The organism is Frondihabitans australicus, from assembly GCF_003634555.1.
GTDB classification, from domain to species: Bacteria; Actinomycetota; Actinomycetes; order Actinomycetales; family Microbacteriaceae; genus Frondihabitans; species Frondihabitans australicus.
Genome location: NZ_RBKS01000001.1, coordinates 2624180 through 2638738, shown reverse-complemented (window position 1 = coordinate 2638738; position 14559 = coordinate 2624180). Strand labels below are relative to the sequence as shown.

Here is a 14559-nt window from a genome sequence, read left to right as displayed (position 1 = left end):
GTGTTCCCGAGAGGGTTGCCCACGATGATCGACCACACGAGACCCGCGTCATGACGACGACCGCAGCCGCGACCGCGACCGGCAGCCCGCTCGCGGCCGTCCGCGCGCCCGGGGCCCGTCCGGCCCGCCGCACGCTCGACGCACTGATCGTCGGCGTCGTCGGCGCTGCCCTCGCGTTCGCCTTCTCGTGGGTTCCGTCGCTCTGGTACGACGAGTCCGCGACCGTCGTCTCGGCGACCCGCTCGTGGAGCGCCCTCGCCCGCATGCTCACCACCGTCGACATCGTGCACGCCACCTACTACGCCGGCATGCACGTCTGGTTCGACCTCGTGGGCTACACCCCGACCACACTCCGCCTGCCGAGTGCTCTCGCCACCGGTGCGGCCGCCGCACTGATCGTCGTGCTCGGGCGCATGCTCGCCGGTCGCCGCGTGGGCTTCCTGGCGGGCGTGGCGTTCTGCCTGTTCCCGCGCGTGACCTGGATGGGAACCGAGGGGCGGTCGTTCGCGGTCGGGACCCTGCTCGCCGTCGCCATGACCATCGCCTACCTTCGCGCGTGGCGCGCGCCGACCCGGAGCCGACGAGGGTGGGTCGTCTACGCGGCGCTCGCGATCCTGGGCACCGCCGTCTTCCTCTACCTCGCGCTGCTCGTGGTGGCGCACGCCGTGACCGCGCTCGCCTGTGCTCGCCGCGATCGCCTCGCCGGTGAGGCGAAGGGCGGCAGGATCCGGCTGCTGCGGTCGGCGGTCTCTGCCGGCATCGCTCTCGTGGCCGTCGTCCCTCTCGCCGCGGAAGCGTCACGGCAGTCCGGGCAGATCCACTGGATTCCCCGGCCGAGCGTCCACACGGTCGCCGAGGTGCTGCAGACGCAGTGGTTCATCGGGTCGCCGGGGTTCGCCGTGGCGGCCTGGACCGCCGTCGTGGTGGCCGTCGCGCTGATCCTGCGCTCTCGTCGCCCCGCCGGTCTCGAGCTTCTCGGGGTCGCGCTGCCCTGGATGCTCGTGCCGACGGTGCTGCTGGTCGCGGAGTCGGTCGTGCACTCGCCGATGTACTCGCCGCGGTACCTCACGTTCGCCGCGCCCGGCGCAGCACTCCTCGTCGGGTACGCCCTCGCGGCGCTGCCCCGTCGGCGCCTGGCGGCTGCCGCCCTGGCCGTGCTCGTGGTGCTCTCGGCGCCCACCTACGTCGCCCAGCGCCAGGTGACCGCGAAGGACTCGTCAGCGTGGAATCAGGTCGCCGCCCTCATCGCCACGCAGCGGTCGCTGGAGCCGGCCGGCGTCGTCTCGGACGTCGTCTACGGGCCCGTCGACCGCCACCCGCTCACCTCGTCGCGCGTCATCGCGCAGACGTATCCGACCGCGTTCGTCGGTCTCGACGACATCACGCTGAAGACGCCGGGCGACCGGACCGACCACATGTGGTCCACCCAGTACCCGCTCTCTGCCGTCGTCGGCAAGACCGTGGCCGCGCGCGACGTATGGCTCGTCACCGGCACGAGTGCCGACCAGCGCCCCCTCGTCACGAAGGAGCTCGCTGCCGCCGGCTTCCACATCGACGGCCAGTGGCACTTCTCGCGGACGAACGTCGTCCACTACGTCCGCTGACCCGCGGCGGCTCCGGGCGCAGGAGCCGCCGAAACCAGCGCGTGGAAATCGAGACGGGCTCGAAACGCCCGCGTAACACCCGCCTCGTACTCTGGCGTCACGAACGATCCTCAGAGCCCGAGAGGCGCCCTCATGACCGCGACGACACCGGCACCGCGACGCGCACTGCGTCGCGCGCGCGTCGTCGCCTGGGCTCCGGGTCAGATCGCGCACGGGAACTAGCAGGCCTCCGCCCGCTCGTCCCCCTCGCTCCGACCTCTCATTTAAGGATCCCCCATGCCTCAGAAGCAGCTCGCCCTCGCCATGTTCCTCTTCCCCGGCTATCACCTCGGCGCCTGGCGCCTGCCCGACGCCCTGCCGGAGTTCGACGTCGACATCGACCAGTACGTCCGCGCCGCGCAGCTCGCCGAGGGCGCCAAGCTCGACGCCCTGTTCTTCGAAGACCAGGCGGCTGTCCGCCGCAGCCAGGACATCATGAACGGCGACCACTACGGCGTCGCCAGCCCCCGGTCGATCCACCTCGACCCGTCGATGCTCCTGCCCGCGCTGGCGATGGCGACGAGCAAGCTCGGCCTCGCCGCGACCGCGACCACCAGCTACAACGAGCCCTACAACATCGCTCGGCGCTTCGCGACGCTCGACTTCATCTCGAAGGGCCGAGCCGGCTGGAACCTCGTCACCTCGTTCAACGAGGACGAAGCCCAGAACTTCGGCCACGACTCGCACCTCGCCCATGCCGATCGCTACGAGCGCGCTGCCGAGTTCGTCGAAGTCGTCACCGGCCTCTGGGAGTCGTGGGACGACGGAGCCGTCGTCCGCGACAAGGAGAACGGCGTCTACTTCGACGTCGACAAGATGCACTTCCTCGCCCACAAGGGCAAGCACTTCGAGGTGCGCGGACCCCTCACGCACGGGCGCTCGCCGCAGGTGCGGCCGGTGATCTTCCAGGCCGGGGCGTCGGAGCCCGGGCGGGCTCTCGCGGCGCGAACCGCCGACGTCGTGTTCACCCTGCAGTCCGACCCGGCGAAGGCGAAGGACTTCCGCGACGACATCCGTGCGCGTGCCCAGGCCTTCGGTCGCAACCCCGACCACGTCAAGATCCTCGTCGGCATGACGCCGATCGTGGCCGACACCGACGATGAGGCGCAGCGCAAGGCCGCCGAGATGATGGGGTTGATCCCCGACGATCTCGCGCTGAGCGACCTTCGGGCGCTCGCCGGCGGCGTCGACTTCACCAAGACCGACATCCATGCGCCGATCGCCGACCTGCCGCCGTCGAACGCCGGCCAGTCGCACCGTCAGGCCATCATCGACGTGTCGCAGTCGCGAGGGCTCTCGGCCCTCGAGACGGCGAAGTACTTCGCCGAGGGCTCGTACAAGAAGATGGTCGGCTCGCCGTCGACGATCGCCGGCACCATGCAGGAGTGGCTCGAGATGGGCGCGACCGACGGATTCCTGGCCGTGCCGACGCACTTCCCGACCGGCGTCGAGGACTTCACCCTCAAGCTCGTCCCCGAGCTGCAGCGCCGCGGCCTGTTCCGCACCGAGTACGAGGGCGACCACCTCCGCGACCACCTCGGCCTCGAGAAGTACTGAGGCCTGCTCCGCCCCGCCGGCCGAGGTCAGTGACCGGCGGGCGCAGGAGCAGCGAGAAAGTCGCCCACCGACTCCATCGGCCGCCCGAGCAGCCGCCCGGCGAGCGGATCGGTGCCCGCGAAGAAGCCCCCGGCCGCGGCCTCGTACATGCCGAGCATGAAGCGCGCCATGAACTCCGGCTGCCCGCCCGCGATCTGGCGGGCGATCCAGTCGTCGGTGTCGAGCAGCTCGAAGCGGATCTCGCGACCGGCGACCTCGGTGGCTGTCGCCGCGATCTCGGCGAAGGTCGGCGCCTCGCCGGCAGTGATGGTCACCGGGCCGTCGAACGCGCCGTCGGAGGCGACGATCGCCGCCGCGGCCTCGGCCGCGTCGCCCCGCGAGGTCCAGGACACGGGGCCGTCGGCCGGCACCGCGATGGTCCCGGTCTCGCGCCACGGCCCCAGGAGCCAGGCGAGACTGTGCAGGTAGAAGCCGTTGCGCAGCGAGGTCCAGGCGAGCCCTGAGTCGGCGAGAAGCCGCTCGGTGGCGAAGTGGTCGCGGCCGGGGCCGAACGGGGTGTCGGCGGCCGCCCCCTGATGACTCGTGTACAGGACGCGGCCCACACCGACGGCTCGCGCCGCGTCGATCGCCGCCCCGTGGAGGGCCACGGCGTCGGCCTTCGGGTCGCTCGATGACACGAGCAGCAGTTGGTCCGCCCCCTCGAAGGCGGCGGGAAGAGAGGAGGGCTCGGCGTAGTCGCCGTACCGCACGGCGACGCCGCGCTCCGCGAAGCGGGCGGCGGCGGGCGCGGCCGTGTCTCGCGCCACGACGACGATCTCGGAGGGGTGCACGCGTTCGAGCAGGTGCTCGACGGTGGTGCCGTTGAGTACGCCCGTGGCGCCGGTGACGATGAACATGGTTTCGCCTTTCGCGATAACTTTGGAAACAGAAGAACGATAACACCGGAATCACGGCGATAGCAAGATGTTGTTATCGTTGTTCCGTGACTTCGGAGACCATGCACGACACCCGCGACCGCATCGTCGACGCCGCGGCGACGCTCCTCCGCGACGAGGGGCCGGCCGCGCTCACGACGCGACGGGTCGCGCACGACGCGGGGGTGCAGGCTCCTGCGATCTACCGGCTCTTCGGCGACAAGGACGGCCTGCTCGAGGCCGTCGCCGAGCACGTCATGGCGGGCTACGTCGCCGCCAAGGCCGCCGTCGTCGAGCACGCCACGAGCGAGGGCGTCGAACCGCTCGACGACCTCCGAGCGGGGTGGGACGCGCAGATCGCATTTGGCCTCGCGAACCCGACGCTGTTCCGCCTGCTGAGCGACCCCGACCGCGTGCGCACCTCGGCGGCCGCGAGGAGCGGCCGCGCGGTTCTGGAGGAGCGTGTGCGTCGCGTCGCCGAGACCGGCCGGCTCCGCGTGAGCGAGGAGCGCGCCGTGGCGATGATCTCCGCGGCCGGCGTCGGCGCCATCACGACTCTGCTGTCCGTCGACCCCGCCGCGCGCGACGAGGGGCTCGCGGGGGCGCTCCTCGACGCGGTGCTGTCGCGGATCCTGCGCTCGGAGGGGTTCGAGTCGCCGGGCGAGGCCATCGCGACCGCCGTGGCTCTGCGGGCGATGGCCGGTCGCCTCGACGGGCTCAGCGCCGCCGAACGCGACCTCATGGGGGAGTGGCTCGACCGCGCCATCGAGCACGCCCAGGCCTGACGTCCACAGCACGAACCCTGCGCCGAACGCAGGAACCCCCGCCCGGCGAGACGCCGAGCGGGGGTTCCGATGATGCGGAGTGCTGCCTACTTGGCGCCCGCCTTGGCGAGAGCCTCGAGGGTCGGGTTGTTCGCGTACTCCTTCACCGCGTTCTCCTTGGTGATGAGGACGGGGGTGAGCTCGATCGCGGGGACCGTCTTGACGCCGTTGTAGTTGTTCTTCTTGTCGATGACCGTGGCCGGCTTCTTGCCGTCCGACAGGGTCTTGACGAGCTTCACAGCCGCGTTGGCCTCTTCGTTGGTGTTCTTGTAGATGGTCGAGTACTGCGTGCCGTTCATGATGAGCGGGATCGACGCGGTCTCGGAGTCCTGACCGGTGACGATCGGGACCGTCTTGTGGTCCTGCTGGATGGCCTGGATGATCGCGCGACCGAGGGTGTCGTTCGGCGACAGGACGCCGTCGAGCTCCTCGTTGCCCGAGTAGGTCTTCTGGAGCAGGTTGCTCATGCGGGTCTGGGCGTTCTGGGCGAGCCAGCCCGCCGTGTTGACCTGCGCGAACGTGGTCTGGCCCGAGAGGACCTTCAGCGTGCCGTCCTTGATCTTCGGCTCGAGGACGCTCATGGCGCCGTCGAAGAAGACGGGGGCGTTGGCGTCGGTCGACGCACCGGCGAACAGCTCGATGTCGTACGGGCCGCTCGACTTGCGGGCCTTCATGCCGTCGAGGAGGGCCTGGCCCTGGAGCTGGCCGACCTTGTAGTTGTTGAACGCGACGTAGTAGTCGACGTTCTTGGTGCCGGTGATGTTGCGGTCCCAGGCGATGACGGGGATGCCGGCGGCCTTGGCCTGCTTGACCTGCGTGCCGAGCTGAGCGCCGTCCTGAGCCGCGATGATCAGGGCCTTGTCGCCCTTCTGGATCATGGCCGAGATCTGGCTCTGCTGGTCGGGCACGGTGTTCGTGGCGGCGGCGTACTGGACGTCGGCCTTGAAGCCGTCGGCCTTGAGAGCCGACTCGAAGGCGGCCTTCGCGAGAACCCAGTTCTGCGAGGTCTTGGCCGGGAGCGAGACGCCGATGGTCGAGCCCTTGGGGATCGAGTCGGAGCTCGACGACCCGCCGGAGCGGCTGGACGAGCAGCCGGTCAGCGCCATGGCCGTGATCGCGGCGACGGAAACGCCGATGATCAGCTTTTTCTTCATTGAAATGCTTCTTTCCTCTGTGGTGGGGAGAAAGGGTGCGTGGGGCGCACCCGTGGTGCTTCGGGACGAGCGAGGCTCGCGCCCATTACTTCGCTGCGGTGAGCATGCGGCCCGAGGGCCTGCGCGTCAGGGCAGCAAAACCTGCGGTTGGTCGGAGATCGACTCGGGCTGCGAGCCGTCCCCCTTGATGCCGCCGTCGGTCGGGCCCTCGCTCTTCTGGTTGCGGCTCTTGAAGAGCCGGCCGGTGAGCGACGGGCGTCCCTGCGTCTTGTTGTAGACGTCGAAGGCAACGGCGAGGAGCAGCACGAGGCCGCGGATGATCTGCGTCGTGTTCGTGTCGATGCCGACGAGCGAGAGGCCGTTGGCGAGGAACGAGAGGACGAGGCCACCGACGATGGAGGCGGGGATCGTGCCGATACCACCGGCGACCGCGGCGCCACCGACGAAGACGGCGGCGATCGCGTCGAGCTCCCAGCCGGTTCCGTCGGAGGGGCCCGAGGCGCCGGCGTACGAGGTGTACACGATGCCGGCGACGGCGGCGAGGATCGACATGTTCATGATCACCAGGAAGTTCACCCGGCGCGAGTTCACACCCGACAGCACGGCCGCGTTGGCGTTGCCGCCGACCGCGTAGACGTGGCGGCCGAAGGTCGTGTTGTTGAAGACGAACGTGAAGGCGATCATGATCACGCCGAGGATGATCGCGACCAGCGGCACGCTGGTGCCGGCGCGGTAGCTCGCGAAGAGGTACGTGGCGTAGGCGGTGATCGCGCTGAGCACGATGATCCTGACCCAGCTGGTCCACAGCGGTGCCGGCTCGGCGCCCATGCGGACGCGGTTCTTGCGGCCGCGGAACTCGAAGTAGACGATCGCCGCGATCGAGATGGCGCCCAGGATCAGCGTGCCGTTGCTGAAGTCGCCGCCGCCGAAGTCGGGGATGAAGCCGCCGCCGATGTTCTGGAAGGAGGCGTTCACCGGCACGGAGGTCGACGAGCCGATGAGCTGGTTCGCACCGCGGAAGATCAGCTGGCCGGCCAGCGTCACGATGAACGCGGGCACTCGCACGTAGGCGACCCAGAAGCCCTGCCAGATGCCGACGAGGGCGCCGATCACGAGGCCCAGGAGCACGGCGAGAGGCCACGCCAGATGCCAGACCGCCATCGACTGCGCCACGATGATGCCGACGAACGCCGCGACCGAGCCGACCGAGAGGTCGATGTGCCCGGCGACGATCACCATGACCATGCCGATCGCGAGGATCAGGATGTAGGAGTACTGCTGGAAGACGTTGATCACGTTGCCCGGGTCGAGGGTGACGCCGCCGGTCCAGATCTGGAAGACGATCAGGATCACGATGAGCGCGATGATCATGCTGTACTGGCTGAGTCCACCCCCCTTGCCGCCCAGGATGGCATCCAGATTCTTTCTGAAGTTCTTCATCGAACCGAGGTCCTTTTCGAGGTCATGCTCACCATCAGCGACTCGGGGTTCGCTTCGGCTGCGGTCAGGGAGTTGGTGATCGAGCCCTCGAAGATCGTGTAGATGCGATCCGAGAGGCCCAGGAGTTCGGGCAGTTCGGAGGAGATGAGGATCACGCCCTTGCCCTGTGCGGCGAGGTCCTGGATGATTCCGTAGATCTCGAACTTGGCGCCCACGTCGATGCCGCGGGTGGGCTCGTCGAGGATCAGCAGGTCGGGATCGGTGAACATCCACTTGGCGAGGACGACCTTCTGCTGGTTGCCGCCCGACAGCTTGGAGACGCCCTCGTCGACCGAGTTCGCCTTGGTGCGGAGGCTCCGGCGGTAGCGCTCGGAGACCTCGTACTCCTCGACGTTCGAGACGACGCCGTGGTGCGTGATCTTCGGCAGGCCGGCGGCCACGGTCGAGCGCTTGATCGTGTCGAGCAGGTTCAGGCCGAGGGCCTTGCGGTCCTCCGACACGTAGCCGATGCCGTTCTTGATGGCGCGGTCGACCGTGTCGGTGCGGATCTCCTTGCCGTCCTTGAAGACCTCGCCCGAGACGTAGGTGCCGTAGGAGTGGCCGAAGATGCTCATCGCGAGCTCGGTGCGGCCGGCGCCCATGAGGCCGGCGAAGCCGACGATCTCACCGCGACGCACGAAGAAGTTCTCGTTCTTGCACACGAGTCGCTCGGGGTCGAGCGGGTGGCGCACGGTCCAGTTGCGGACCTCGAAGAAGGTCTCGCCGATGTTCGGCGTGCGGTCGGGGAAGCGGCTCTCGAGCGAGCGGCCGACCATGCCGCGGATGATGCGGTCCTCGTTCACGCCGTCGGCTTTGACATCGAGGCTCTCGATGGTCTTGCCGTCGCGCAGGATCGTGATCGTGTCGGAGATCTGCTCGATCTCGTTCAGCTTGTGGCTGATCATGATGCTCGTGACGCCGCGACCCTTGAGGCCCACGATCAGGTCGAGGAGGTGCTGCGACTCCTGCTCGTTGAGCGCCGCCGTGGGCTCGTCGAGGATGAGCAGCTTCACGTTCTTGTTGAGCGCCTTGGCGATCTCGACGAGCTGCTGCTTGCCGACGCCGATGGACTTGATCTTCGTGTCGGGGTCCTCGGTGAGGCCCACGCGCGCGAGCAGGTCGTTGGCGCGACGCTGGGCTTCGATCCAGTTGATGATGCCGCCACGGCCGGGCTCGTTGCCGAGGAAGATGTTCTCGGTGATCGAGAGCTCGGGGATCAGCGCGAGCTCCTGGTGGATGATCACGATGCCGGCGGCCTCGGACTGCCGGATGTTCGAGAACTCCACGACCTCGTTCTCGTAGACGATGTCGCCCGAGTAGGTGCCGAAGGGGTAGACGCCCGAGAGGACCTTCATGAGAGTCGACTTGCCCGCACCGTTCTCGCCGCAGATCGCATGGATCTCGCCGGCCTTCACGGTCAGGTTCACGTCGGAGAGGGCCTTCACACCGGGGAATTCCTTGGTGATCGAGCGCATCTCGAGGATGGTTGGGTCACCAGCCATTGTGCACCGCCATTTGTAAATCAGACATCGTTGTCGGGTTGGGTCTTCGTTGCCGCCCGGTCGGCCCCGCGGGGCCCTCGATTACAGTAGGCCCGCGCGGCGCTGGCGTCAAAAGGTTAACGCAACGAATTTGTAACGGCTTCAGGACGTGACCGCGCGAGAGCGCTCACATCCCGTTCTGTCTCCACGCCCGTCATATCACACGGACGGCGGCCTGGTGGAAGACGAGCGCCGCAGCCCCCAGGGCCTCGCCTCGGTCGTCGAGCGTCGACGCCACGATGTCGGTCGCGTCGCGGACGAGCGGGAGCACGTGGCGGGCGAACGAGCGGGAGATCGGGTCGAGGATCGTGTCGCCCAGGACCGCCAGAGGCCCGCCCAGCACGATCACCTCGGGGCTCAGGATGCTCGCGAGATCGCCGACGACCCGGCCGATCAGCCGCGCGGCGTCCTCGATCACGCGAAGGGCCGCGACGTCGCCGGCCTGCACGGCCCGGACGAGGTCTTCGGTCGACTGGATCGGCGTGACCGAGCTGAGACGGTCGAGCATCGCCTGCACCGACGCCTCCGCCTCGAGGCAGCCGCGGTTGCCGCACCGGCAGGCCTGGCCGTCCGGCACCACCTGCACGTGCCCGACCTCGCCCGTGACGCCGGTCGCGCCGTTGAACGGCTTCCCGTTGAGGATCAGGCCTGCTCCGACGCCCGACCCGACCTTGAGGTAGACGAGGTTGGTCGCGCCGCCGTGGAGCCCCCAGATGGTCTCGGCGACGCTGCCGAGGTTCGCGTCGTTGTCGAGGACGACCGGGACGCCGAGTCGGTCCTCCAGCTCGACGACGACGTCGACGAAGGCCCACTCCGCCCAGACGGTGCCGATGACTGGCATGAGGTCGCGACGGTCGATCGAGCCGGGGATCCCGACGCCGACGCCGCTCAGCGCCTCCCACGAGATGCCGGTCTGCTCCAGGAGTCGCGTCAGCACCTCCTTCGCCAGGTCGAAGCCGTCGCGAGGGTCGTATTTCTGCTCGAGGATCACGTTCTCCTCGGCGGCGATCGTGAAGTCGGGGTAGACCAGCACGACCCGCAGGTGGCGCCGCCCGAAGCCGATCCCCGCGGCGACGGTGCCGTTCGACGTGAGCAGTTTGACCGACACGGCCCGCCGGCCCGAGCTCGTGGTCGGCGTCAGGCTGACGAGGCCGTTCTTCGCCATGAGGGTGACGATGTTCGAGATCGTGGCCGTGCTGAGCCCCGTGCGACGCGCCAGTTCGGCCTGCGTGGAGGCGCCGACGCTGACGAGCGCCTCGATGACGCGCTGCTGGTTGCGCTTCCGGAGCGACGTCTGCGAACCCGGGCTGTTGTTCATCAGCGGCGCGGGCCGAGCCTCGGGGGTGGGGCGTCGACCCGTCGCCGGATCGGTGCGACCCGTCATTGGGTCAGGGGGATTTGGCACGCTGGAATCATTGTCGCCTTGATGATTGTCGTCAAGAGGTTAACGCAAACCGTGATGGAACCGAAAAGGGCCCGGAGCAGTGCTCCGGGCCCTTCTCACGCTAGTGGTTCTAGAGGTCGGCGCCGACCCAGTCGCCGGTCGCCAGGTACGCGACCTTCTTCGCGATGGAGACCGCGTGGTCGGCGAAGCGCTCGTGGTAGCGGCTGGCGAGCGTGGCGTCGACGGTGTCGGCCGGCGCGCCCTTCCAGGTCTCGCCGAGCACCTTGTCGAAGACGCTGAGGTGCAGCTCGTCGATGCGGTCGTCGTCGTTGCGGATCTCTTCGGCGAGGCTGACGTCCTCGGTCTGCAGGAGCTCGGTGAGCTTCTTGGCGATCGCGACGTCGAGCTGGCCGAGCTCGACGAACGTCGGGCGAAGCGACTTCGGCACGACCTTCTCGGGGAACCGGTAGCGGGCCAGCTGCGCGATGTGCTCGGACATGTCGCCCATGCGCTCGAGCGACGCCGAGATCCGCAGGGCGGAGACGACGATGCGGAGGTCGCGTGCGACCGGCTGCTGGCGGGCCAGGATGTCGATGGCGAGCTCGTCGAGGCTCGCGGCGAGCGCGTCGATCTTGTCGTCGTCGGCGATGACCTGCTCGGCGAGGCTGATGTTCGAGTCGCCGAACGCCTCGGTGGCGTTCGCGATCGACGTCGCCACGAGAGTCGAGATCTCGACGAGACGCTCCTGAACCTCTTGGAGCTCCTGCTGGAATACCTCGCGCATTGGTGTGGTCGACCCTCCCGGCCTGGAAAAACGTGTCTGCACTCTACTGAATCTGCGATCACGCAGACCCGACGAGCCTCCACTGCAAAGGTTAACGTCCGGTGATGGAGAGGAGAACTCTCTGCCGCCAGGGCCTCGGGAATCAGGATCGGCACAGTCGCGCCACCAACCGTTCACTAACCTGATTGCATGCACAACCCCTGGCTGGTGCCGATCTCTCTGGCGGTCGGCCTCGTCATCGGCGCAGGACTCGTCCTTCTCGTCGTGTTCGCCGCAGACCGCGGGCGCCGCGCGCGTCGGCTCAGCGAGGTCGCGCTTCCCGACGGCGTGGGGGCCGTGCTCGACACTCTCGACTCGGCGGGCTTCGTCGTCGATCCGTCGAACAACGTGCAGAAGGCGTCGGCGATGGCCATCGCGACCGGCCTGGTGCTGGGGCAGCAGGTGGCCCACCACGAGCTCGTCGAGCTGATCGAGAAGGCCCGCGACGAGGAGCACCCGGTCGAGCGTCAGCTCCTGCTGGCCCGCTCGCTGCGGGAGGAGACCAGCCTCAGGATGCTCGTGCGGGCGTCGCGACTCGGCTCGAGGTACGTGCTCGTGCTCGCCGAGGACCACACCGAGCAGCACCGCCTCGAGGAGGTGCGCCGCGACTTCGTGGCCAACATCAGTCACGAGCTGAAGACGCCGATCGGGGCGGTCGGACTGCTGGCCGAGGCGCTCGAGTCGGCCGCGGACGACCCCGAGCAGGTGCGCTACTTCGCCGCCAGTCTCCAGCGCGAGTCGCTGCGGCTCGGGCGACTCACCCAGGACATCATCGAGCTCTCGCGTCTGCAGTCGGCCGACCCTCTCGACGATCCCGAGATCGTCGACGTGCGGCAGGTGATCCGCAGCGCGGTGGAGCGCGACCGCGTCGAGGCCGAGGCCCGGGGCATCGAGATCGTCACGCGGGGCGGAAAGCACGCGACCGTCGTCGGCGACGCCGACCTGCTCTCCGTCGCCGTCCACAACCTCGTCGCCAACGCCGTCCACTACTCGCCCGACGGCTCCCGCATCGGCATCGGCGCGACCGTCACCGACGCCGGCGTCGTCGAGATCGCCGTCACCGACCAGGGGGACGGCATCGCCGAAGTCGACCGCGAGCGCATCTTCGAGCGCTTCTACCGCGTCGACCCCGCACGCTCACGGCGCACGGGCGGCACCGGGCTGGGGCTCGCCATCGTGAAGCACATCGTGCAGAATCACGGCGGCGACATCCGGCTCTGGTCGCAGCTCGGCTCTGGTTCGACCTTCACCATCCGTCTCCCCGAGGCCTCCCAGGCCACGGTTCCCGCACGAGGAGAACACATCGTATGACCCGCATCCTGATCGTCGAAGACGAAGAGTCGCTCTCGGAGCCGCTCGCCTTCATCCTCGAGCGCGAGGGCTACCAGGTCACCGTGGCCGACGACGGGCCCAAGGCCCTGGCCGCGTTCGACCGGGACGGCGCCGACCTGGTCCTGCTCGACCTCATGCTCCCGGGGCTGCCCGGCACCGAGGTGTGCCGGGAGATCCGCACCCGTTCGCAGGTGCCGATCGTCATGCTCACGGCGAAGGACTCCGAGGTCGACATCGTCGTGGGGCTCGAGCTCGGTGCCGACGACTACGTCACGAAGCCCTACTCGACCCGCGAGCTCCTGGCCCGCATCCGCGCCGTGCTCCGCCGCCGCGTCGACCTCGACGACCTGGGCGACGCGATCCTCACGGCCGGCGAGATCTCGATGGACGTCGAGCGGCACGTGGTCACCGTGCGCGGCAAGGACATCGCCATGCCGCTCAAGGAGTTCGAGCTTCTCGAGCTCCTGATGCGCAATGCCGGTCGCGTGCTCACGCGCGGCCAGCTGATCGACCGCGTCTGGGGCTCCGACTACTTCGGCGACACGAAGACGCTCGACGTGCACATCAAGCGCATCCGCTCGAAGATCGAGGCCGTGCCGTCGGAGCCGGTCGCGCTCGTCACGGTGCGCGGTCTCGGCTACCGCATCGAGGCCTGACCCTCGCGGGTCGTCGCCCCGCGACGACGAAGGGCCCCGACCGGTGGTCGGGGCCCTACGGGCGTCTGGGGGCTTTCAGCCGAGCGGCGGTCAGCCGAGCGGAGCGTTCGCCGAGTCGGTCGGCGAGATCGTCGACGGGGCCGTGGGCACCGTGGTCGTCGTGGGGGTCGGCTGCAGCGTCGCGTACTCCTTGAACGCGCCGTTGAGCACGGGCACGTCGAGGTTCTTGCCGGACTGGTTGCCGTACTGGATGAAGACCTTGAGGAGCGCGCCGGGCTTGGCCTTGGCGTTGGTGAGCAGGAGCTGCGGGTCGCTCTCGGAGGTGCCGCGGCTGATGGTGCCGTCGGCCGGGACGACGACGTCGACGGTCTTCTTGACCCCGCCCTTGGCGTCGTACTGGAAGACGACGTTCTTGGCGCTGGACGAGTTGTTGATGAGGGTGACCGAGAGGCTTGCGAGCTTGCCGGCGTCGTCGGTGAAGACGATGGCGTTGCGGACGTCGAGCGAGCCCACGTTGGTGGAGAAGCCGTCGCTCGCGTCGTACTGCTCGGTGGTGGTCTGGGGGCTGATGAAGTTGCACCCGGCTGTGAGAGCGATCACAGCCCCGGCAAGGGCGATCGATGCCGTGGTGCGTAGCTTCACAGGGTCCTCCAGTAGCGGTTCGTAGCTGCTCCAAGCGTAGCCTAGAGAGGCAGTGGTACGTGCCACGGCCGGGCGGCGACGAGACGCCCCGTGGTAATCTGGTGGCCCCAGAACGGAGTCTGCGCATGAGCTTCGAGGTCGGTCAGACCGTCGTCTACCCGCATCACGGTGCGGCTGAGATCACCGCCATGAAGACGCGGGTCATCAAGGGCAACGAGAGGCTCTACCTCACTCTGAAGGTCACGCAGGGCGACCTCGTCATCGAGGTCCCGGCCGACAACGTCGACCTGGTCGGCGTCCGCGACGTCATCGGCCACGACGGCGTCGAGCGGGTGTTCGAGGTGCTCCGTGCGCCGTTCACCGAAGAGCCCACCAACTGGTCGCGCCGCTACAAGGCCAACCTCGAGAAGCTCGCGTCGGGCGACGTCATCAAGGTCTCCGAGGTCGTGCGCGACCTCTGGCGGCGCGATCAAGACAAGGGGCTGTCGGCGGGCGAGAAGCGCATGCTCGCGAAGGCGCGCCAGATCCTGGTGTCCGAGCTGGCCCTGGCCGAGCACACCGACGAAGAGAAGGCCGAGAGCGTCCTCGACGAGGTCCTCGCATCGTAGGT

General features: G+C 68.6%; 13 protein-coding genes. 6 read left to right on the top strand and 7 right to left on the bottom strand.

Features of this window, described 5'->3' with window-relative positions:
- Positions 1–50: 50 nt before the first annotated feature.
- Both C8E83_RS12370 and C8E83_RS12365 read left to right on the top strand, forming a co-directional pair.
- Positions 51–1604, top strand: coding sequence for a glycosyltransferase family 39 protein (locus C8E83_RS12370; RefSeq protein WP_121370174.1), 1554 nt, complete (start codon positions 51–53; stop codon positions 1602–1604).
- A 276-nt stretch (positions 1605–1880) separates the two neighbouring features.
- Positions 1881–3200: an LLM class flavin-dependent oxidoreductase gene (locus tag C8E83_RS12365; RefSeq protein WP_121370173.1), complete on the top strand. Its 1320-nt coding sequence runs from the start codon at positions 1881–1883 to the stop codon at positions 3198–3200.
- A 26-nt stretch (positions 3201–3226) separates the two neighbouring features.
- Here C8E83_RS12365 and C8E83_RS12360 read toward each other — a convergent pair whose 3' ends face one another.
- On the bottom strand, positions 3227–4096 hold the full coding sequence (locus C8E83_RS12360; protein WP_121370172.1) for an NmrA family NAD(P)-binding protein: 870 nt from the start codon (positions 4094–4096) through the stop codon (positions 3227–3229).
- 86 nt (positions 4097–4182) lie between these two features.
- Here C8E83_RS12360 and C8E83_RS12355 point away from each other — a divergent pair, with 86 nt between their 5' ends.
- Positions 4183–4899, top strand: a complete 717-nt coding sequence (locus C8E83_RS12355) for a TetR/AcrR family transcriptional regulator (protein WP_245981652.1) — start codon at positions 4183–4185, stop codon at positions 4897–4899.
- Positions 4900–4985: 86 nt separating this feature from the next.
- Here the strand turns inward: C8E83_RS12355 and C8E83_RS12350 are convergent, their stop codons facing one another.
- From C8E83_RS12350 to phoU, 5 genes are all read right to left on the bottom strand, one after another.
- Positions 4986–6092: a substrate-binding domain-containing protein gene (locus tag C8E83_RS12350; protein ID WP_121370170.1), complete on the bottom strand. Its 1107-nt coding sequence runs from the start codon at positions 6090–6092 to the stop codon at positions 4986–4988.
- Positions 6093–6218: 126 nt separating this feature from the next.
- Positions 6219–7532 (bottom strand): multiple monosaccharide ABC transporter permease, encoded by a 1314-nt coding sequence (gene mmsB, locus C8E83_RS12345; RefSeq protein ID WP_121370169.1) that lies wholly within the window; start codon positions 7530–7532, stop codon positions 6219–6221.
- A complete protein-coding gene (mmsA, locus tag C8E83_RS12340) occupies positions 7529–9046 on the bottom strand; it encodes a multiple monosaccharide ABC transporter ATP-binding protein (RefSeq protein ID WP_281270813.1) in 1518 nt (505 codons plus the stop codon). The genes mmsB and mmsA overlap by 4 nt, the downstream gene beginning before the upstream one ends.
- 220 nt (positions 9047–9266) lie before the next feature.
- Positions 9267–10496: an ROK family transcriptional regulator gene (locus tag C8E83_RS12335; protein WP_342768924.1), complete on the bottom strand. Its 1230-nt coding sequence runs from the start codon at positions 10494–10496 to the stop codon at positions 9267–9269.
- A gap of 130 nt (positions 10497–10626) precedes the next feature.
- A complete protein-coding gene (phoU, locus tag C8E83_RS12330) occupies positions 10627–11280 on the bottom strand; it encodes a phosphate signaling complex protein PhoU (RefSeq protein WP_121370166.1) in 654 nt (217 codons plus the stop codon).
- 189 nt (positions 11281–11469) lie between these two features.
- On the opposite strand from phoU, the gene C8E83_RS12325 reads away from it, so the two are divergent.
- On the top strand, positions 11470–12630 hold the full coding sequence (locus C8E83_RS12325; RefSeq protein ID WP_121370165.1) for a sensor histidine kinase: 1161 nt from the start codon (positions 11470–11472) through the stop codon (positions 12628–12630).
- Positions 12627–13307 (top strand): response regulator transcription factor, encoded by a 681-nt coding sequence (locus C8E83_RS12320; RefSeq protein ID WP_121370164.1) that lies wholly within the window; start codon positions 12627–12629, stop codon positions 13305–13307. The genes C8E83_RS12325 and C8E83_RS12320 overlap by 4 nt, the downstream gene beginning before the upstream one ends.
- 90 nt (positions 13308–13397) lie before the next feature.
- On the opposite strand, the gene C8E83_RS12315 is transcribed toward C8E83_RS12320, so the two are convergent.
- Positions 13398–13949: a hypothetical protein gene (locus tag C8E83_RS12315; protein ID WP_147430169.1), complete on the bottom strand. Its 552-nt coding sequence runs from the start codon at positions 13947–13949 to the stop codon at positions 13398–13400.
- Positions 13950–14074: 125 nt separating this feature from the next.
- Between C8E83_RS12315 and C8E83_RS12310 the strand changes: the two genes are divergently transcribed.
- Positions 14075–14557 (top strand): CarD family transcriptional regulator, encoded by a 483-nt coding sequence (locus tag C8E83_RS12310; RefSeq protein ID WP_121370162.1) that lies wholly within the window; start codon positions 14075–14077, stop codon positions 14555–14557.
- Positions 14558–14559 lie beyond the last annotated feature (2 nt).

Bases quoted from the DNA above. Each gene is read 5' to 3' on its own strand.
- C8E83_RS12325 (WP_121370165.1), top strand. From the start codon at position 11,470: ATGCACAACCCCTGGCTGGTGCCGATCTCTCTGGCGGTCGGCCTCGTC.
- mmsA (WP_281270813.1), bottom strand. From the start codon at position 9,046: ATGCGCTCGATCACCAAGGAATTCCCCGGTGTGAAGGCCCTCTCCGAC.
- C8E83_RS12360 (WP_121370172.1), bottom strand. From the start codon at position 4,096: ATGTTCATCGTCACCGGCGCCACGGGCGTACTCAACGGCACCACCGTC.
- C8E83_RS12350 (WP_121370170.1), bottom strand. From the start codon at position 6,092: ATGAAGAAAAAGCTGATCATCGGCGTTTCCGTCGCCGCGATCACGGCC.
- C8E83_RS12320 (WP_121370164.1), top strand. From the start codon at position 12,627: ATGACCCGCATCCTGATCGTCGAAGACGAAGAGTCGCTCTCGGAGCCG.
- C8E83_RS12365 (WP_121370173.1), top strand. From the start codon at position 1,881: ATGCCTCAGAAGCAGCTCGCCCTCGCCATGTTCCTCTTCCCCGGCTAT.
- mmsB (WP_121370169.1), bottom strand. From the start codon at position 7,532: ATGAAGAACTTCAGAAAGAATCTGGATGCCATCCTGGGCGGCAAGGGG.
- C8E83_RS12370 (WP_121370174.1), top strand. From the start codon at position 51: ATGACGACGACCGCAGCCGCGACCGCGACCGGCAGCCCGCTCGCGGCC.
- phoU (WP_121370166.1), bottom strand. From the start codon at position 11,280: ATGCGCGAGGTATTCCAGCAGGAGCTCCAAGAGGTTCAGGAGCGTCTC.
- C8E83_RS12310 (WP_121370162.1), top strand. From the start codon at position 14,075: ATGAGCTTCGAGGTCGGTCAGACCGTCGTCTACCCGCATCACGGTGCG.
- C8E83_RS12335 (WP_342768924.1), bottom strand. From the start codon at position 10,496: ATGACGGGTCGCACCGATCCGGCGACGGGTCGACGCCCCACCCCCGAG.